The sequence below is a fragment of the Streptomyces sp. NPDC048288 genome (assembly GCF_043201555.1).
Classification (GTDB): domain Bacteria; phylum Actinomycetota; class Actinomycetes; order Streptomycetales; family Streptomycetaceae; genus Streptomyces.
Genome location: NZ_JBICZD010000013.1, coordinates 1 through 19319, shown reverse-complemented (window position 1 = coordinate 19319; position 19319 = coordinate 1). Strand labels below are relative to the sequence as shown.

Genomic DNA, 19319 nt, shown 5'->3' with positions numbered 1-19319 from the left:
TCAGGTGAAGCCGCCGATGGCCATAGGTAAACGGAGGGTGAACCCCTGCCGTCAACCCGGTGAGGTCACGGAATGCTTACGGTGAGGGCACATGCCGGTTCCAACCGTCGGGTTAAGCGAACACGTCTTCGGTGTTCGCCATCACAGCCGTTACGACGTCACAGCGTTCGTTACACCGGATGGGAACCCGTGTGCGATGGAACGCCGTCTCGTCCCACGAAAGCCGACGAAAGGCACGGGCATGGAACGGCGTACCTTCATATCTGGCGGGGCGGCCGCCCTCGCGGCGACCGCGCTGACGGGGTGCAGCTCCGGCGGCGACACCTCGCGGACCACCGGCGCGCCACTCGCGTCCACATCCTCTCGTACGGCACTGAAGACCACCAGCGCAGCGGCCGCGGCCAACTGGACCGCCCTCGCCCACGCCCTGGACGGCACCCTGGTCCGCCCCGGCGACACGTCCTGGACCACGGCGCACCAGCTCTACAACACCCGCTTCGACGGCCTGAAGCCGGCGGCGGTGGCCTACGTGGCCCACGCGGACGACATCCGCACCACCCTGTCGTACGCCCAGGCGCACTCCCTGAAGGTTTCCATCCGCAACGGCGGCCACTCCTACGCGGGCTACTCCTCCGGCAACGGCCGCCTGATCGTGGACGTCTCCAAGCTCAACCGGATCCGCGTCAGCGGCGGCACGGCGGTCGTCGGCGCCGGCTCCAAGCTGATCGACGTCTACCGGGCCCTCGCGGCGAAGAGCGTGACCATCCCGGCGGGCTCCTGCCCCACGGTCGGCGTCTCCGGCCTGGTGCTCGGCGGCGGCCACGGGGTCGCGTCCCGCGCGTACGGCCTGACCTGCGACAGCCTCACCCAGGCGACCCTGATCACCGCGGACGGCAGCCAGGTCGTCGCCAACGCGAGCAGCAACAAGGACCTCTTCTGGGCGCTGCGCGGCGCGGGCAACGGCAACTTCGGCGTCGTCACGGAGCTGCGGTTCAGGACCCACCCGACCCCGCAGGGTGTGACGGCGTACCTGACCTGGCCCTGGGCGAAGGCGGCGCAGGTCCTCAAGGCCTGGCAGGAGTGGGGCCCCGCCCAGCCGGACGAGATCTGGTCCGCCCTGCACCTGGAGAACTCGGGCAGCGGCCCGCGCGTCTCGGTCGCCTGCTTCTCGATGGGCACCTACGGCGAACTCCAGAACGCGGTCGACGCCCTCGCCCACAAGGCCGGCGCCAACGCCTCCTCCGTCTCGCTGCGCCGCCACGGCTACGAGGAGGCGATGGAGATCTACGCCGGCTGCTCCTCCTTCGCCACCCAGGCCCAGTGCCACCTGCCGGGCTCGACCCCGGGCCGCTCCACCCAGGGCAGGCTGGGCCGGGAGACCTACACGGCCCGCTCCGACTTCTTCGACCGCTCGCTGTCGGCGGCCGGCATCCAGACGGTCCTCCGGCAGATCGGCTCGGTCCGGGGCGGCGCGGGCAGCATCGCCTTCACGGCGCTCGGCGGCGCGGTCAACCGGGTCTCGCCGACGGCGACGGCGTTCGTGCACCGCCGGTCGCGGATGCTGGCGCAGTACATCGTGTCCTGGGGGGCGGGGGGCTCCGGCAGCACGGGCCAGGCGTGGCTCGATTCGGCGCACGCCGCGATGAAGCCGTACGCCTCGGGCGCGGCGTACCAGAACTACGCGGACCCGACGCTGGCGAACTGGAAGAAGGCGTACTACGGGGACGCCGTGACCAAGCTCGGGAAGGTGAAGCAGCAGTACGACCCGGAGAGGTTCTTCTCCTACGCGCAGGGGTTGTAGAAGCGCCGGGAAGCGCCCCCCCTACGCCGCCAGGTCCCGTTCCTCCGACTCCAGGCCGGAGCGGGGTTCCGGGACGACGCCGACCGTGGCCGAGCGCGTCCGTACGATCCAGCCGACGCGGGGGGATCCGGCCACGGCCTTCATCACCGGGGTGAGGAGGGCGGAGGCGAGGGGGGAGAGGAGGAGGACGACGGCGGTGCCGAGGGCGAAGCCGCCGATGACGTCGGTGGGGTAGTGGACGCCCATGTAGACCCGGCAGAAGCCCTCCAGCAGGGCCAGCGCTATCCCCGCGGCCCCGAACCTGCGGTTGGCGACGAAGAGGCCGACGCCCAGGGCCATGGTGATGGTCGCGTGGTCGCTGACGAAGGAGTAGTCGGTCTTGCCGGAGACCAGGACGTCGAGGCCCTGGTGGGCGAGGAAGGGCCGGGGGCGCTCGACGAAGCCGCGGATGGGAACGTTCACGAGGACGGCGATCGCGGCGGCGAGCGGGGCCCAGACCAGGGCGGCGACCGTGGCGGGCGCGTCCTCGTCGCCCCGGCGGCGCACGGACCACCAGCACCCCAGCACCAGCAGCACCATGGCGATCAGCAGCCCGTACTCCCCGACGAACGCCATGCCCCGGTCGAACCAGTGCGGCGCGTCCTTGGCCAGGCCGTTGATGTCGTAGAGCAGGTCGACGTCGGGGTTGGATCCGGATTCGGCGAGTACAGCCATCGCGCTGCGGCCCCTTCGTCGTCGTTCCGGGACGCACCTCGTGTGCGTCGCTCGCTGCCACCCCCGTGGTCGGCTATGTCAACAGGAACGCACGGCCTACGCCCCTTCGTTCCACCCTCCACCGAATGATCACGCAGACGTTATCGAAGAGAGATACAAAGCCGCAGCTCAGGGGAGGGTTTCACACTCGGTTCACACCGCCGTGGGGAGCGCTTTCGCGCCATCCGCGGTGACCCGGGTGGCTCCGAAGTAGTCCGCGCTGTCGATGGGGTCGAAGCGGATGACCGCTCCGGTGTACGGCGCGTCGATCATGTACCCGCCACCGACGTACATCCCCACGTGGTGGATGGCCCGGGAGTTGCTGAGGTCGGTGGAGAAGAAGACGAGGTCGCCCGGGAGCAGTTCGCTGCGCGAGGGGTGCGGGCCCGCGTTGTACTGGTCGTTGGCGACCCGGGGCAGCGTGATCCCGACGCTCGCGTACGCCGCCTGCGTCAGGCCGGAGCAGTCGAACCGGCCGCTCTGCGCGGCGGTGCCGGTGCCGCCCCAGAGATAGGGAGTGCCAAGCCTCTTCTGGGCGAAGTCGATGGCACCGGCGGCCTGCTTGGTCGGGGAGAGCCGGCTGACGGGCGCGGCGAAGCTGTCCTCCAGGGTGGTGATCGTCCTGACGTAGTTCTGGGTCTCCTTGTACGGCGGCACGCCCTTGTACTTGATGACCGCGTACGCCCCCGCGTTGTAGGCGGCGAGCATGTTGTCGGAGACGTTGCCGGGGACGTCCTTGACGTACGAGGCGAGCTGGCAGTCGTAGGAGGCCGCCGACGGGATCGCGTCGTTCGGGTCCCAGACGTCGCGGTCGCCGTCGCCGTCGCCGTCGATGCCGTGGGTGGCCCAGGTCCCCGGGATGAACTGCGCTATCCCCTGCGCGGCCGCCGCGCTCTGCGCCTTCGGGTTGAAGCCGCTCTCCTGGTAGAGCTGCGCGGCGAGCAGGGCGGGGTTGATGGCGGAGCAGAGGTTGCCCCACTTCTGCACGAGCGCGGAGTAGGCGGCCGGCACGGATCCCTTGGCCAGCGCCTTGGTGCCGCCGCCGACCCCGCCGAGCAGGTTCCCGGCGACGACGTACACGCCGACGACCAGCAGCATCACGAAGCTCAGCCCGAGCCCGACCGCCGCGCCACCGATCACCCATACTTTCCGCACGCCCCAACCCTCCCCCATGTCAGGGCTGTTCAACGCCATTTCGGCCGAGAGTGGCGGTATTTCACAGGAAGACGGCGCACATGACGCCGTTTCAGTCCCCGGTGGCGTCCTTGTACAGCTCGGCGGCCTCGGTCCCGAGCACGACGCTGTAGGAGGTGTCGGCGGTCGAGCCGCCCTGCTCGTGGCCGCCCAGTACGCCGACCACCTCGTGGTCGCCGTTCACCCAGGGGCTGCCGCTGGTGCCGCCGGTGAACTCGGGGCAGTCGATGCGCTGCTGGGTGGCGCTGTGGGCGACGGGCCTGTTGGTGCAGCTGATGGGTACCTCGCGGGAGTTGGGATACCCGGTGACGGTCACGGCGGTGGCCCCGGTGGCGACCCCGCTGGCGAAGCGGTTGGCGCCGGTCACGCTCTCGACCCGCCTGCCGTCCAGCTCGTCCACGACGGCGAAGGCGACATCGCTGTCCTCGTCCTGGCCGTGCGCCCACCCGTCGGGCAGATACCGCCTCCCGACCTTCCACACCCCGTACGGCGCCTGCCCGTCCCGGTACCCCGGCACGAAGACGAGGCTGCCGTCGTCGCTGTCGACGCAGTGCGCGGCGGTGACGAGGAGATCCCGCTGCCGGCTGTGCACGACGGACGCGGTGCAGAAGTGGTTGCCGGACAGGCTCCCGGTCTTGTCGGCGCTGAACAGCGCCCCGACTCGCGCGCTCTCCGCCGTGGCCCCGACCACCGCGGTCACCCCGAACGGCCCCGCCGCTTCATCGGCGGCCGCGACGGAGGCCGAGGTGGCGACCAGAACGACCACCGCGCAGAGTGCGACGCGGCGCAGGGGGGCGGAGATGCGTGAGGTGCGCTTCATCAGCGCCCACTGTCTCCCACAAAGGTGAGAAACGGTTCCCGACTTCACTGAGATTTATCTGTGAACCGCCCTTGCGGCCGTGGCACCGGCGCTCCGGCTCAGAACGTGGTCGTCATCCCGCCGTCCACCGCGACGGTCTGTCCGGTGATGAAGGACGCGGCGTCGCTGGCCAGGAAGACGACGATCCCCGCGATCTCCGCCGGCCGTCCCCAGCGGCCCAGGGCCGTGCGGGTGCGCAGCCAGCGCGCCCACTCCGGGTCCTCGGCGAGTTCCGCGTTGACCTCCGTGGCGAAGGTCCCCGGCGCCACCGAGTTCACCGTCGTACCGCTCGGGCCCAGGTCGGCAGCGAGCGCCCGGGTGAGGCCGTCGAGGCCCGCCTTGGCCGTGGCGTAGGCGACGTCCCCGGTGCGGCCGAGCTGGCCGACGACCGAGGAGACGTTGATGATGCGGCCCGGTGTGCGGCGCGCGGCCAGGCCCCGGGCGACCGTCTGGCTCAGCGCGTAGGCGGAGGTCAGGTGGGTGTCGAGCATCGCGGAGAGTTCGTCCGGGGGCATCTCCTCGACGCCCCTGCGGTCGCGGTGGCCCACGTTGTTGACCAGGATGTCGAGGGCGCCGAGGGCGGTCACCGCCTCCTCGGCCGCCTCCCGGTCGGTGACGTCGAACGCCGCTCCCAGGACGTCGAGTCCGTCCTCGCGCAGGCGGTCGACCGCCGGTTCCAGCGAGGCGGTGTCCCGGCCGTTGAGGACCACCCGCGCACCGGCTCCGGCCAGGCCCCGCGCCATCTCCAGGCCCAGTCCCCGGACCGAGCCGGTCACCAGGGCGGTGCGTCCGGTGAGGGTGAAGTCCACGGCGCCGGCGCTCATGCGGCCACCTCCCGGAGAACCGTCGTATCGGGTCGTACCGGCTCACCGTATCCGGCGGTGGCCCGCCGGCCGCCGGGCGTCCACCACCTGGGCGTTCACTCCGTCCCGACGTTCACACGACCCGCTCCGAGCGCCCACTTCACCCCCGTCATCTCCTCCGACAGCGTCCACAGCCGGCGCGCGGCCACCGGGTCGCTCGCCGCCCGGCTGCGGCCGACCAGGGTCGGCGCGCCCCGCATCTCACCCATGCCGTCCGGACCGAGATAGCTGGCGCCCGGCAGGTCCTGGGTCGCCGCGTACAGGGTGGGGAGGGTGCCCGCGACGTCGTCCTGGGCGAAGAGCCGGTTGCCGAGGCGCATGCCCAGGCGGGCCAGCGGGTTCGCGGTGTGGCTCTGCAGGTTGGTCGCCGCGTAGCCGGGGTGCGCGGCCAGGGCGCGGACCGGGGAGCCGGCCTCGGTGAGCCGGCGCTGGAGTTCCAGGGTGAACAGGAGGTTGGCCAGCTTGGACTGGGCGTAGGCGCGGGTGGGGCTGTAGGCGCCGCGCAGATCGAGGTTGTCGAAGTGCATCACTCCGTCGCCGCCGCGGTGCAGACCGGAGGAGACGGTGACCACGCGGTCGGTGACGTGGGGCAGCAGCAGGTTCGTCAGCGCGAAGTGGCCCAGGTGGTTGGTGCCGAACTGCATCTCGAAGCCGTCGGCGGTGCGCCGCTCCGGGAGCATCATCACGCCGGCGTTGTTGATGAGCAGGTCGATCGGCCCCTGCCAGCCCTCGGCGAAGGCCCGCACGGAGGCGAGGTCCGCCAGGTCGAGGCGGCGCACCTCGGTGCTGCCGGGCACCCGCGCGGCGGCGGCGCGGCCCCGCTCGGGGTCGCGTACCGCGAACACGACATGCGCGCCCGCCCGGGCCAGCGCGTCCGCCGCCGTGCGGCCGAGGCCGCTGTTGGCCCCGGTGACCACGGCCGTACGGCCGGACAGGTCGGGGAGGTCGGTGACGTTCCATTTGCGGTTCTTGGTGTCGTTCTTCTCAGCCATGCCCGCCAATGTAGGCGTCGACAACAATGATGTCAACGACAACAAAGATGACGGCGACAACAATGCTGACGGCGACTACATCGGGATACGATGCCCCCCATGTCGCAAAGCCGCCCCTACCACCATGGAGACCTGCGCTCCGCCCTGCTCGCCAGCGCCGAACGCACCCTGCGCGAGAAGGGCGCCGCCGCCCTGTCCCTGCGTGAACTGGCCCGCGACATCGGGGTGAGCCACGCCGCCCCCGGCCGCCACTTCAAGGACAAGCAGGCCCTGCTGGACGCGCTCGCGCTCGGCGGATACGACCGCCTGAACCGGGCCCTGGTCGCGGCCGACCTCCCCGACGCACCCCTCGAACCCCGGCTCACCGGGCTCGCCCGGGCCTATCTCACCTTCGCCGTCGACCACCCCGAGCTGCTGGAGCTGATGTTCGCCCGCAAGCACGCCCCGGACATCGACACCCAGCTGGCCGACGCGGCCGACCTGTCCCTGGGCTCCTTCGTCCGGCTCACCGCCGAGGCGCAGCGGCGCGGCGAGATCGTCGAGGGCGATCCGGAGCACCTGACCCTCGCCGCCGCCGCCGGCATCCACGGCCTCGCCAGCCTGATCGCCGCCGACGCCCTGCCCGCGGACGAGGCCCTGGCCGGCCTGGACGGCTACGTCCACCTTCTGCTGCACGGCCTCAAGCCCCGCTGACAGCACCTCGATACGCCCCGATCAACGCGCATTGACCGCTGCCCCGGCGGGAGTTCAGGTCAACCGGACCCCAACTTCCGGCCATCCGGCCGCCAATGATCAGTAAGCCCTTGCCGCGCTTCAGTAACGCGGAAGTCAGGATTCCGAAAGTCATCTTGTTGTCGCGTACCCAACAAGGCGATGGTCGTCGCGGGCCGCCGCCCCCACCGGCAACCACACCGGTGGTCCCCCCACCCGCAGGCCTCTGTCCCTTCTTCCAGGAGGCTGTACGTTGCGTACGACCACCCCCAACACCCCCCACACCAGCGGCAGATGGCGCCGGATAGGCACCGCTGTCGCCGCCACCGCGGCACTCGCCGCCGCCGGCCTGGGCACCGCCGCCCATGCCAGCGCCGCGGACACCGCGACCCACAAGGTCAGCACCAAGGCCATCGCCGCCCAGGTCGCGAAGGCCCACGTCCAGTACGAGAAGGCCGGCTGCGGCGCCACCCCGAAGAAGGGCTTCGCCGCGTGTGACGCCCTCCGGGTCACCGGCGGCACCACCGCCTTCATGGAGAAGCAGGCCGCCCTCAAGGGCATCGCCCCCAAGACCGTCAAGCCGAACGCCGCCTCCGACTCCCCCACCGGATACGGCCCTTCGGACATCCAGTCCGCCTACGGCCTGACCGACGCCGCCTCCTCCAACGGCTCGGGCGAGACCGTCGCCATCGTCGACGCCTACGACGACCCGAACGCCGAGGCCGACCTCGCGACCTACCGCTCGTACTACGGCCTGTCGGACTGCACCACCGACAACGGCTGCTTCACCAAGGTCTCCCAGACCGGCTCCACCACCTCGCTCCCGTCCGCCGACAGCGGCTGGGCCGGCGAGGAGTCCCTCGACCTCGACATGGTCAGCGCGACCTGCCCCAACTGCAACATCCTGCTGGTCGAGGCGAAGTCGGCCTCCGACGCCAACCTGGGCACCGCGGTGAACGAGGCCGTCAAGCTGGGCGCCAAGTTCGTCTCCAACAGCTACGGCGGCTCCGAGTCCTCCTCGGACACCACGTACGACACCTCGTACTACAAGCACGCGGGCGTGGCCATCACCGCGAGCGCCGGTGACGAGGGCTACGGCGCCGAGTACCCGGCCGCCTCCCGGTACGTGACCGCCGTCGGCGGCACCGCCCTGAAGACCTCCTCCAACAGCCGCGGCTGGACCGAGTCGGTCTGGAAGACCAGCTCCACCGAGGGCACCGGCTCCGGCTGCTCCGCCTACGACGCCAAGCCCAGCTGGCAGACCGACGCGAGCTGCTCGAAGCGCATGATCGCCGACGTCTCCGCGGTCGCCGACCCGGCCACCGGCGTCTCCGTCTACGACTCCTACGGCGACGACGGCACCGGCTGGAACACCTACGGCGGCACCAGCGCCTCCTCGCCGCTGATCGCCTCGGTCTACGCCCTGGCCGGCACCCCGGGCAGCAGCGACTACCCGGCCGAGTACCCGTACGCCGCGGCCGGCACCTCCGCCCTCAACGACGTGACGAGCGGCAACAACGGCACCTGCTCCACCTCGTACTTCTGCACCGCCAAGTCGGGCTACGACGGCCCGACCGGCTGGGGCACCCCCGAGGGGACCGACGCCTTCACCGGCTGAGCCCCGCACCGCAGGAAACCGCATGACCTCCCCGTCGGGTCACGGGGAGCCGCCACCGTGAGGGGGACGTGGGGTCCCCTCGGCGGCAGGGAAAGAGAGACGGGCCACGGCAGCCGGCCGTGGCCCGTTTTTCGCGCCTTTGCAACTCCCGTGAACCAGCTGTGAGTTGAGTCAAGCGCCCGTCACCCGCAGTCCAACGGGCCGCCATCGGACGGTCACGCGGACGCCGTGTTCGGCAATGCGGAAGTCAGGATTCCCGACGGCTCTTGTTGTCGCGTACTCAACAAAGGATTCTCGTCGCGGACCGCCGCACCAGATCGCACCCGCACCGCCCCTGTTCGAACTGTTCCACCCCATTCAGGAACATCAGGAGGCTGCACGCATGCGTTCCACTCCCCCCAACAGATCCTCGCTGCACCGCGGCTGGCGCCGACTGGGCACCGCCGTGGCCGCCACGGCCGCGCTGGTGTTCGCCGGTTTCGGCACCGCCGTCCAGGCCGACGCGGCCGCCACGGCGGCCGGCAAGGTGACCTACGTCGCCACCCCCTGTGCCACCCCCAAGCACTCGGGCGACCTCACCTGCAAGTCCTACCGCGTCACCGGCGGCCTCACCGCCTTCCAGAAGCAGCAGGCCGCGAAGACGGGCATCACCCCCAAGGCCGCCGACGCCTCCACCCCGTCCGGCTACAGCCCGACCAACCTCCGGTCCGCCTACGGCCTGACCTCCGCCGCCGCCTCCAACGGCTCCGGCGAGACCATCGCGATCGTCGACGCGTACAACGACCCGAACGCCGAGGCCGACCTCGCGACCTACCGCTCGTACTACGGCCTCTCCGCCTGCACCACGGCCAACGGCTGCTTCAAGAAGGTCTCCCAGACCGGCTCCACCACCTCCCTCCCCTCGTCCGACGCCGGCTGGTCCGAGGAGATCTCCCTCGACCTCGACATGGCCTCCGCGATCTGCCCGCTGTGCAACATCACGCTCGTCGAGGCCACCAGTGCCAGCTACGCCAACCTCGGCACCGCCGAGAACGAGGCCGTGGCCCTCGGCGCCAAGTTCGTGTCGAACTCCTACGGCGGCTCCGAGTCCTCCTCGCAGACCACGTACGACACCTCGTACTACAAGCACGCGGGCGTCGCCATCACCGTCTCCTCCGGTGACAGCGACTACGGCGCCGAGTACCCGGCGACCTCCCAGTACGTGACCGCCGTCGGCGGCACCAAGCTCTCCACCTCCTCCACCACCCGCGGCTGGACCGAGACCGTCTGGCGCACCTCCAGCTCCGAGGGCACCGGCTCCGGCTGCTCCTCCTACGACGCCAAGCCCAGCTGGCAGACCGACACCGGCTGCACCAAGCGCATGGAGTCCGACGTCTCCGCGGTCGCCGACCCCGCCACCGGCGTCTCCGTCTACGACTCCTACGGCGTCACCGCCGGCTGGTACACCTTCGGCGGCACCAGCGTCTCCGCCCCGATCATCGCCGGCGTCTACGCCCTCGCCGGCACCCCGGCCAGCGGCACCTACCCGGCCCAGTACCCCTACGACTACGCGGGCACCTCGTCCCTCAACGACGTGACGAGCGGCTACAACGGCTCCTGCTCCACCGCGTACTTCTGCACGGCCGAGACCGGCTACGACGGTCCGACCGGCTGGGGCACCCCCGAGGGCATCAGCGCCTTCGCCAACTAGTAACCGGCTCCATCCCCCGCACGGGCTCACGGGTCGCGGCAACCAGCCGCGACCCGTTCGTCATGAGAACATCGGGACGGTGGCATTCACCCGACTGGCCGTCAAAAACCTCACCAGGCGGTAAAAGAGGTCAACGACGGAACCACACCACAGGTTCCGCCCAGTCCTCATTGCCCGGCGTGACCTGCCGTGATACACAGAGTGACCGTACGATCCCTTCGTACGAAACCCGCCAATCAATGACGTCAAGTCGACATACTCCGGCGCCGTTGTCGGCGAGAATGATGCGTGACCTCTGCACCGAGCAGGGGCGGACAGAACTACCCACCAGGGGCGGTGACTTACATGTTCTACGCGGCCGACAAGGGAGACATCAACACCATCATCGGCGGTATCGCTCCGGACTGGGGGCCTTTCGGCAGCCTGGGCAACGAGGCGAAGACGATGATCCAGGTGGTCATGGCCGTAGCCATCCTGCTCTGCCTCGGCATCGCCGTCTGGGGTGCCGCCAAACAGCGCATCGGCGCGACGGCCCTCCGGGACACCTTCAGCGCCGAACAGGGCAAGGGCCTCATCATCGCCGGACTGACCGGAGTCTTCATCATCGGCTCACTCGGCACCCTGTTCACCATCGTGTACGGCATGGCCGTCTAGCCGCCTGAACCTCCGTCTCCCCCGCTCCGAGGTTGCGTTTCCCTGATGTCGAGTCACCACACCGCGCCCGCGCGGGAACCAGCACGGCTACCGTCGTACTGCTACGCGTTCCGGTACGACGTGGAGGGGGAGTACCCGGCATGAGCCTCGGAGACGAGCCCGGCTACCCGGAGACCGGCCACACCCGCACGCGCCTGCCCGACGACCCCTACGGCGGCGCCCGGCGCGGCGGCCGCTCCTCCTCACGGAGCCTGGTCACGGTCGTCGGCGTGGTCGTCCTGCTGATCGCGGCGATCGCCTTCGCGAACAGAGGCGACGGCGACAACTCCTCCTCCACGTCGTCCTCGTCCAACGGCAGTGGGTCCGGCAGCCAGCCGGTCACCTCCTCCACCGCCGCCAGCGGCACCAAACCGGTCGACACCAAGAACGCCGGCATCCCCACCGGCTTCGCCCACACCCGCCAGGGGGCGGAGAGCGCGGCGGCGAACTACGCCGTGACACTGGGCTCGACCGGCATGTTCAACAAGGACAGCCGCCACCGCATCGTGAACGCCCTCTACACCTCCGCCGCGGCGGCCAAGCTCCAGAGCCCGATGGACGCGGCCTACTCGACCGGCCTGCTCAGCAAGATGGGCCTCGACGCCAACGGCAACCCGCCCAAGGGCAGCACCTTCGTGTCCCGGACGGTTCCGGTGGGCACCAAGGTCGTGCAGTACGGCGACAGCGACGCCCAGGTGTCCGTCTGGTACATGGGGCTCGCCGGCATGTCCGGCACGTCCTCGACCAACCCGGTGACCACCACCTGGAAGACCTGGACCTTCGACCTCCAGTGGGCCGACAACGACTGGAAGGTCAGCGCGGACTCCCAGACGGACGGACCGGCGCCGGTTCCCGGCGACGACCAGGCCGCCACCTCCGATGCCATCAGCAAGGCCGTCGAGCAGTACGGAGGGTTCACTTATGCCCGGTAGCGCGCGCCGTGTCCTCGGGCTCGCCGGCCTGGCCGCCGCCGCCCAGACAGCCGTCGTACTACTGGCCACCCAGGCCGTGGCCGCCCCCAGCCCCTCGCCCTCCCCCAGCGCATCGTCCAGCAGCGACGCCTGCGGCCTGCTGAACGGCACGGCGAAGCAGTTCTGCGAGAACGACAGCGGATCGGGCGGCTCCGGCGGTTCCACCACCGACCCCCTCACCTCCACCCTCGACCCGCTCTCCTCGCTCGCGCAGGGCTGTGCCAAGGCCGCGTCCTGGACCGTCGACGTGCTCAGCAAGGCCGTGAAGGACACCGCGAGCGTCGACTTCACGAACGGCGCGTTCCTGAAGCAGTACGCCCTCGTGTTCGCCGCGTCGACGATCCTCACCCTGGTCCTCTGGCTGCTGGCCGTCGCCAAACGAGCCGTTCGGGGCGTCCCGCTCACGACCGCCATCTCGGAAGCCGTCGGTTTCCTCTGGCTGACCGTGCTCGCCTCGGCGTTCACCCCGCTGATCCTCTACACGGTCGTATCGGCGACGGACGCCGTCACCGACGTCCTCGCGAAGGGCACCGGAGACCAGACCGACGTGTTCTTCGGCACCTTCTCCGACGCCCTCAAGAAGGGCGACGACATCGGCGGCGGCCCGATCATGCTGATCCTGGTCTCGCTCGTGTCGATCCTCGCCGCCGGTGTCCTCTACCTGGAACTGTTCCTGCGGGCCGTCCTGCTCTACGTCGGAGCACTGCTCGGCGTCGTCGTGTACTCGGGGCTCGTGGACAAGAACCTGTGGGGCCATGTCCGCCGCTGGGCCGGGATCATGATCTCCGTGATCCTGGTGAAACCGGTGATCGTGATCGTGCTGGGGCTGGCCGGAGCACTGGCCGCGGACAACGGCCCGGACTCGATGGCCGCCGTCGTCTCCGGCCTCGCCATCATCCTGCTCGCCATCTTCGCCAGCGCGATGATCTACCGCTTCGTCCCCGGCTTCGGCGACGAGATCGCGGCCGGCCGCAACAACCGCATCATGCAGGGCGCCGAAGGCAAGGCCGCCGCCGTCATCAGCAGCCCCGCCAACCTCGTCGCCCAGGGCATCAGAACCCACAGCGCCCGCGCCGACAACAACGGCGGAGGCGGTTCCACCGGCGGATCCTCCGGTGCCCGCCCCTCCAACCCGGTCTCGGGCGGCGTCGCCGCGCACAGCACCCGCACCCCGAACGGTGGTGGCGGCGGATCTGTCCCCTCCGCCGCACCCGCACCCCGCGCGCCCAGCCCGGCCAACACCCCGCACGCCGGCAACACCCGCAACAACAGCTCCGGAGGTGAAGGGCGTTGACGACCGAGTCCCACCTGTCCCATCCGATCACGCCCCGCCGTACGTATCTCATCGGCCGCGCCCGGCCGAACGCGATCGTCGGCAGGAACCGTGAGTCCGGCGAGATCGGCCTGATCATCGTCGGCGCGTTCCTCGGCATGATGTGCGGGCTCCTCGTCCCCGTCCTGTCCCTGCGCATCGTGCTGCTCATGGGCTTCCCGCTGCTCGCGCTGGCCGCGGTCTACGTGCCGTACAAGCGCCGCACGTTCTACAAGTGGTTCGAGATCAACCGCAGTTACAAGCGCACCCTCCGCGCGGGCACCGTCTACCGCTCCACCGCCAGCGAGGCCGGCACCCGGATCGACGGCCGCGAGGTCGAGATCGGCCCGCCGCCCGGCATCGGCCGCATCAGCTGGCTCGCCGCGCCCTTCGGCCCCGACGAGATCGCCGTACTCCTGCACGCCGACCGCAAGACGGTCACCGCGGCCATCGAGATCGAGGGACCCGGCGTCGGCCTGCGCGACTCCGAGGACCAGGAAGCCCTCGTCGACCGCTTCGGCACCCTCCTCAAGCACGTGGCCAACGGCGACGGCTTCGTCACCCGCCTCCAGATGCTCGCCCGCACCCTCCCCGCCGACCCCGACGCCCACGCCAAGGACGTCTCCCAGCGCGGCGACGAGAAGGCCCCGGGCTGGCTGGCGCAGTCCTACGACCAGCTGCAGTCCATGGTCTCCACCAGCAGCGAGCAGCACCGCGCCTACCTCGTCGCCTGCATGCACTACTCACGCGAACTGGCCGCCGAGGCCCACGCCATGGCCCGCGCGGCCCGCCCCCAGGCCGGCCGCAAACTCGACCGCGACTCCGGCCTCGCGGTCGTCATGGCCCGCGAGCTCACCGACATCTGCTCCCGCCTCCAGGAAGCGGACATCCGGGTACGACAGCCCCTCGGCCAGGGCCGTCTCGCGTCCCTGATCCACTCCATGTACGACCCGGACCACCCCATCGACCACATCCAGGCGATGACCCAGCGCAACGCCTGGCCGGCCGAACTCGACGCCATGGAGCCCACGTTCCTCCAGGCGAAGACCCGCGAGTCCGCCACCCGCGAGCCCTGGTGCCACGCCACGGCCTGGGTGAAGGAATGGCCGATGACCCCGGTCGGAGTCAACTTCCTGGCCCCGCTCCTGGTCCACACCCCGGACGTCATCCGCACGGTCGCCGTCACCATGGACCTCGAACCCACCGAGATCGCCATCGAGCGCATGCTCACGGAGAAGACGAACGACGAGGCGGAGGCGAGCCGCGCCGCCAAGATGAACCGGACCGTCGACCCCCGCGACATCGCCGCCCACAACCGCCTCGACCAGCGCGGCGAGGACCTGGCCAGCGGCGCCGCCGGCGTCAACCTGGTCGGCTACATCACGGTCTCCTCGCGCACCCCCGAGGCCCTCAACCGCGACAAGCGCACGATAAGGGCGTCCGCCGGAAAGTCGTATCTGAAACTGGAGTGGTGCGACCGCGAGCACCACCGCGCCTTCGTGAACACCCTGCCCTTCGCCACCGGAATCCGAAGGTAGAGGCTGATGCGCTGATGAGGGACCCGCTGTCCGTCCTCACCGAAGCCTTCACGTCCTTCCTCTTCGGGAAGGTCGAGACGACCCGCTCACCCGTCCGCACCTCCACCGGCCAGGCCCAGGCGGTCTACCTCCCCACGGCCGCCCCCGGCCTGGGCGACTCCGGCGTGATCATCGGCCGCGAGGTGTACTCCGGCAAGGGCTACATCTACGACCCGTTCCAGCTCTACGGCCAGCAACTCCCGGCCCCGCACTGGCTGGTCCTCGGCGAGTCCGGCAACGGCAAGTCGGCCCTGGAGAAGACCTACGTCCTGCGCCAGCTCCGCTTCCGCGACCGCCAGGTCGTCGTCCTGGACGCCCAGGGCGAGGACGGCGTCGGCGAATGGAACCTCATCGCGGAAGAGCTGGGGATAACACCCATCCGGCTCGACCCGATGGCGGCCCTGGACCACGGCATCCGGCTCAACCCGCTGGACCCGGCGATCACCACGACCGGCCAGCTGGCCCTCCTGCGCACCATCATCGAAGTCGCGATGGGCCACGGCCTCGACGAACGCTCCGGCTTCGCCCTCAAGGTCGCGCACTCGTACGTCAACGAGACGATCCTCGACCGCCAGCCCGTCCTGACGGACATCGTCGAGCAGCTACGACACCCCGAGCCGGAGTCGGCCGAGGCGATGAACGTCGCCATAGACGACGTACGCGCCTGGGGCCTGGACGTGGCCCTGGTCATCGACCGCCTGGTCGACGGTGACCTGCGCGGCATGTTCGACGGCCCGACGACGGTCGGCATCGACCTCGACGCCCCGCTCATCGTCTTCGACCTGTCCCACATCGACCGCAACTCCATCGCCATGCCCATCCTGATGGCGATCGTCGGCGTGTGGCTGGAGCACACCTGGATCCGCCCGGACCGCAAGAAGCGCATCTTCCTGGTGGAGGAGGCCTGGCACATCATCGCCAGCCCCTTCGTGGCCCAGCTGTTCCAGCGCCTGCTGAAGTTCGGCCGACGGCTCGGCCTGTCCTTCGTGGCGGTCGTCCACCATCTGTCCGACGTCGTGGACGGCGCGGCGGCCAAGGAGGCCGCGGCGATCCTGAAGATGGCCTCGACCAGGACGATCTACGCCCAGAAGGCGGACGAGGCACGGGCCACCGGCCGGGTACTGGGCCTGCCCCGGTGGGCGGTGGAGATCATCCCCACCCTCACCCCGGGCATCGCGGTCTGGGACGTCAACGGCAACGTCCAGGTAGTCAAACACCTGGTCACCGAGACGGAACGCCCCCTCGTCTTCACGGACCGCGCGATGACCGAGTCGTCCAGCGACCTCTCCGACGCCGACGACGTGCTGCGCGCCGCCGAGCTGGAGGCGGAGCAGCGGGCGGCGGCCTTCGTGGAGCAGCACCTCGGCGACTCCGAATCGACGGTGGCGTAGGGAGGACCGTCCGTGAGACCGGACCCTCGGCAGGAGCGCGAACAGCAGGGCGGCGGCGGGATTCCCGACGGCCTGCTGATCGGCATACTCGGCTTCCTGCTCGGCATCACCGTCCTGGTGTGGACGGCGACGGGACTGGCCGCCTGGTTCGCCCACGGCGGCTGGCCCTCGACGGTCAACCTGACCCACACCCCGCCCGCGATGCGCCACCTCATCGGCGAACCCCACGACATCGCGGGCGCCTGGCCCGACACCCCGGCGGCCCAGCTGTCGGGGTGGGGGCTGTTCTGGGGCCTGTTCATCGGGCAGCTGATGGTCCTGCTCGTCCTCACCGTGTTCGTCATGGGGACGGTGGCCCGCTGGCGAGCCGGACGAAGACGACGCAGAGCCGAGGCGAGGAGAACACCCGCCGAGGTCCCGGAACCGCGCACGGGGGCGCTGCGGGCGCAGGAAACAACCCCCCTGCCGGAACCCGCGGTCCCCACCGTCCCCACCGTCCCCACCGTCCCGGCCGTCCCCACGACCACCGCGATCGAACAGCCGGTGCCCGCCATCGGCCCCTACGCCCCCCTACCGGTCGGCGCTGAACAGACAGTCGGGCAGACAGTCGGGCAGACGGTCGGATGGGCGAGAATCCACATCGCCCCGCGGGAGAGCCGGCAGGCCACCGCCACCCGGACCATCCAGGACGCACTCGGCCCCGCCGTCGTCGTCACCTCGAACCCCGCCCTCTGGTCGGAGACCAAGGACGCCCGGGCCAAACTCGGCCCCGCCCTCCTCTACGACCCGAACCACCTCTGCGACACCCCCGCCCGCTTCCACTGGTCCCCCACGGCGGGCTGCGCGGACAAGCAGACGGCGGTCCAGCGCGCGCAGGCCCTCCTCACCCCCGTGAAGCCCACCGCGAAGATCGACCAAGCGGTCACGGACACGGCCGAAACGCTCCTCCGCAGCTATCTGCACGCCGCCGCACTGGAGAACCGCACGATCCGCCACGTCCACCGCTGGGCCCAGGGCACCGGCGTCCAGGACGCCGTACGCACCCTCCGCACCCACCCGAAGGCGGCCCCCGGCGCGGCCGGCGAGCTGGAAGCCGCCCTCACGTCCCATCCGGAACGCCGGGACATCGCCCAGGAGTTGACGGCCCGGGCGCTCGCCGCGCTCTTCACGGTCAACATCCGCGAGGCCTGCACACCGAACCGATCCGATGCCCTCGCCCTGGATTCCTTCATCGATGAAGGGGGCACGCTTTATGTGGTCGGCGAATCCATCGAGGACCCCAGGACCAACCCCGGCGCCATGCCCCTCCTGACGGCCCTCGTCTCCAGCGTGGTCGAGCACGGCCGGCGCATGGCCGAACGGTCATCCTCCGGTCGGCTCGACCCACCACTGACCCTGGTCCTGGACGACGTGGCGGCCGTGGCCCCGCTCCCCCAGCTCCCCGACCTGCTGGCCGCCGGCACCGACCACGGCCTGCCGACCCTCGCCCTGCTCCGCTCCCACGAACAGGCCCGCTCCCGCTGGCCACACCGGAACCTGCCGGTCTGACCCGCTCCAGGCCGATCTAGATCGGCCACTCCCGCACGAACTCGAACTCCTTCTTCCCCGCATCCGCCTCAAGCTCCACGATCACCCCGCTCGGCACGAACCCGGCCTTCCGGTAGGCACCCTGGGCCCGGGCGTTGTCCTCGTGCACCAGCAGCCGCACCCGCTCCGCACCCCGCTCCCGCGCCCACGCCACTCCGGCGTCGAGCATCGCCTCGATCAACCCGCTCCCCCGGTGCCCGGGCCGTACGAACACCCCGACGACATGCCCCTGCCGCCCCTCGACCGGAAACCCGGCCCAGTCCGTCGTCCCGGCCTCCTCGACCAGCACGGTCAGGCCCCCGGCCCACACCCCGTCCGCCGCTTCGGCGATGAACTGCCGCGCCCCGCTCAGCTCCTCGGCCGACCGAGCGGCCCGCTCCCGGTAGAACGAGTCCGGCCGCTCCACCGCGTCCTCGTAGGTCTCCATGAACGCGATATCCGCCACCGGGTCCCGCAGAGCAACCAGCCGAAGCTGCTTCACGGCCTCCCACTCATCGGCTCGTATCGCACGTATGACGTAATCACCGCTGGTCGTAGCGTTCATGCGGCCACGGTAGCCGTCACCGGTCACCCCACTCATCTCGTTTACGACCGCCCGGGCCGGAGCCGTTGTCCGTGCCCGCGCTTACTGTGAACGTCATGACGACCCTTCCGAACCGTCCGAACACCGCCTTGTTGATCGTGGACGTGCAGAACGGGGTGGTGGCCGGCTCCCACAACCGCGACGAAGTCATCGCCAACATCAACACCCTGCTCGCCAGAGCGCGTTCCGAGGCGGTCCCCGTCATCTGGATCCAGCACTCCAGCGATGAGCTGAAGCCGGACAGCGCCCCCTGGCAGTACGTCCCGGAACTCGTCCGCGAAGCCACCGAGTCCCTCGTCCACAAGCGCTACGGCGACTCCTTCGAGGACACCGACCTGGAGTCCGTGCTGGCCGAACAGGGCGTGGGCCGCGTGGTGGTCACCGGCGCCCAGACCGACGCCTGCATCCGCTCCACCCTGCACGGCGCGATGGTCCGCGGCTACGACGCGACCCTGGTCGCCGACGCCCACACCACGGAGGACCTCTCCCCGTACGGCGCACCGCCCCCGCAGCAGGTCATCGCGCACACGAACCTCTACTGGCAGTGGCAGGAGGCCCCGGGCCGAAAGGGCGGCACGGTCGACACAGCGGACGTGACGTTCTAAAACGCAGAAAGGCCCACGCCATATGGCGTGGGCCTTTCCCAATATTTGTTCGGCGGCGTCCTACTCTCCCACAGGGTCCCCCCTGCAGTACCATCGGCGCTGTAAGGCTTAGCTTCCGG

At 70.4% G+C, this 19319-nt stretch carries 17 protein-coding genes; 11 read left to right on the top strand and 6 right to left on the bottom strand.

The annotated features are described in order from the left end of the window. The first annotated feature begins 241 nt into the window (after window positions 1–241). Window positions 242–1801 (top strand): FAD-binding oxidoreductase, encoded by a 1560-nt coding sequence (locus ACGFZS_RS37800; RefSeq protein ID WP_393798903.1) that lies wholly within the window; start codon window positions 242–244, stop codon window positions 1799–1801. A gap of 21 nt (window positions 1802–1822) precedes the next feature. On the opposite strand, the gene ACGFZS_RS37795 is transcribed toward ACGFZS_RS37800, so the two are convergent. The 5 genes from ACGFZS_RS37795 to ACGFZS_RS37775 all read right to left on the bottom strand — a co-directional run bounded on the left by ACGFZS_RS37795 (window position 1823) and on the right by ACGFZS_RS37775 (window position 6462). Then, complete coding sequence (locus tag ACGFZS_RS37795) at window positions 1823–2515, bottom strand: phosphatase PAP2 family protein (RefSeq protein ID WP_393798902.1); 693 nt, start codon at window positions 2513–2515, stop codon at window positions 1823–1825. 192 nt (window positions 2516–2707) lie between these two features. Then, a complete protein-coding gene (locus ACGFZS_RS37790) occupies window positions 2708–3727 on the bottom strand; it encodes a bifunctional lytic transglycosylase/C40 family peptidase (protein WP_365695101.1) in 1020 nt (339 codons plus the stop codon). A gap of 73 nt (window positions 3728–3800) precedes the next feature. Next, entirely contained in the window at window positions 3801–4568 is a 768-nt protein-coding gene (locus ACGFZS_RS37785) for a trypsin-like serine peptidase (RefSeq protein ID WP_393798901.1), read from the bottom strand. Between the two features lie 98 nt (window positions 4569–4666). Next, entirely contained in the window at window positions 4667–5431 is a 765-nt protein-coding gene (locus ACGFZS_RS37780; protein WP_393798900.1) for an SDR family oxidoreductase, read from the bottom strand. A 95-nt stretch (window positions 5432–5526) separates the two neighbouring features. Then, complete coding sequence (locus tag ACGFZS_RS37775) at window positions 5527–6462, bottom strand: oxidoreductase (protein WP_393798899.1); 936 nt, start codon at window positions 6460–6462, stop codon at window positions 5527–5529. Window positions 6463–6552: 90 nt separating this feature from the next. Here ACGFZS_RS37775 and ACGFZS_RS37770 point away from each other — a divergent pair, with 90 nt between their 5' ends. The 9 genes from ACGFZS_RS37770 (at window position 6553) to ACGFZS_RS37730 (ending at window position 17973) form a co-directional block, all read left to right on the top strand. Next, on the top strand, window positions 6553–7155 hold the full coding sequence (locus ACGFZS_RS37770) for a TetR/AcrR family transcriptional regulator (RefSeq protein WP_393798898.1): 603 nt from the start codon (window positions 6553–6555) through the stop codon (window positions 7153–7155). A gap of 271 nt (window positions 7156–7426) precedes the next feature. Then, window positions 7427–8791 (top strand): peptidase S8, encoded by a 1365-nt coding sequence (locus tag ACGFZS_RS37765; protein WP_393798897.1) that lies wholly within the window; start codon window positions 7427–7429, stop codon window positions 8789–8791. 382 nt (window positions 8792–9173) lie between these two features. Further along, the gene (locus ACGFZS_RS37760) at window positions 9174–10481 is read left to right on the top strand and encodes a peptidase S8 (RefSeq protein WP_393798896.1); all 1308 of its coding nucleotides are present in this window, start codon (window positions 9174–9176) and stop codon (window positions 10479–10481) included. A gap of 345 nt (window positions 10482–10826) precedes the next feature. After that, window positions 10827–11135 (top strand): hypothetical protein, encoded by a 309-nt coding sequence (locus tag ACGFZS_RS37755; protein WP_351328461.1) that lies wholly within the window; start codon window positions 10827–10829, stop codon window positions 11133–11135. Window positions 11136–11275: 140 nt separating this feature from the next. After that, window positions 11276–12106 (top strand): hypothetical protein, encoded by an 831-nt coding sequence (locus ACGFZS_RS37750; RefSeq protein ID WP_393798895.1) that lies wholly within the window; start codon window positions 11276–11278, stop codon window positions 12104–12106. Then, on the top strand, window positions 12096–13439 hold the full coding sequence (locus ACGFZS_RS37745) for a hypothetical protein (protein ID WP_393798894.1): 1344 nt from the start codon (window positions 12096–12098) through the stop codon (window positions 13437–13439). The genes ACGFZS_RS37750 and ACGFZS_RS37745 overlap by 11 nt, the downstream gene beginning before the upstream one ends. Then, window positions 13436–14995 carry an SCO6880 family protein gene (locus ACGFZS_RS37740; protein WP_393798893.1) on the top strand — a complete coding sequence of 520 codons (1560 nt, stop codon included), beginning with the start codon at window positions 13436–13438 and terminating at the stop codon, window positions 14993–14995. Before ACGFZS_RS37745 ends, ACGFZS_RS37740 begins: the two co-directional genes overlap by 4 nt. Window positions 14996–15009: 14 nt before the next feature. Beyond that, a complete protein-coding gene (locus ACGFZS_RS37735; RefSeq protein ID WP_355724438.1) occupies window positions 15010–16425 on the top strand; it encodes an ATP-binding protein in 1416 nt (471 codons plus the stop codon). Window positions 16426–16437: 12 nt separating this feature from the next. Further along, on the top strand, window positions 16438–17973 hold the full coding sequence (locus ACGFZS_RS37730; RefSeq protein ID WP_393798892.1) for a type VI secretion protein: 1536 nt from the start codon (window positions 16438–16440) through the stop codon (window positions 17971–17973). Window positions 17974–17989: 16 nt separating this feature from the next. On the opposite strand, the gene ACGFZS_RS37725 is transcribed toward ACGFZS_RS37730, so the two are convergent. Further along, on the bottom strand, window positions 17990–18556 hold the full coding sequence (locus ACGFZS_RS37725) for a GNAT family N-acetyltransferase (RefSeq protein ID WP_393798891.1): 567 nt from the start codon (window positions 18554–18556) through the stop codon (window positions 17990–17992). Between the two features lie 95 nt (window positions 18557–18651). Between ACGFZS_RS37725 and ACGFZS_RS37720 the strand changes: the two genes are divergently transcribed. Beyond that, window positions 18652–19200: a cysteine hydrolase family protein gene (locus tag ACGFZS_RS37720; RefSeq protein ID WP_393798890.1), complete on the top strand. Its 549-nt coding sequence runs from the start codon at window positions 18652–18654 to the stop codon at window positions 19198–19200. Window positions 19201–19319: the final 119 nt, after the last annotated feature.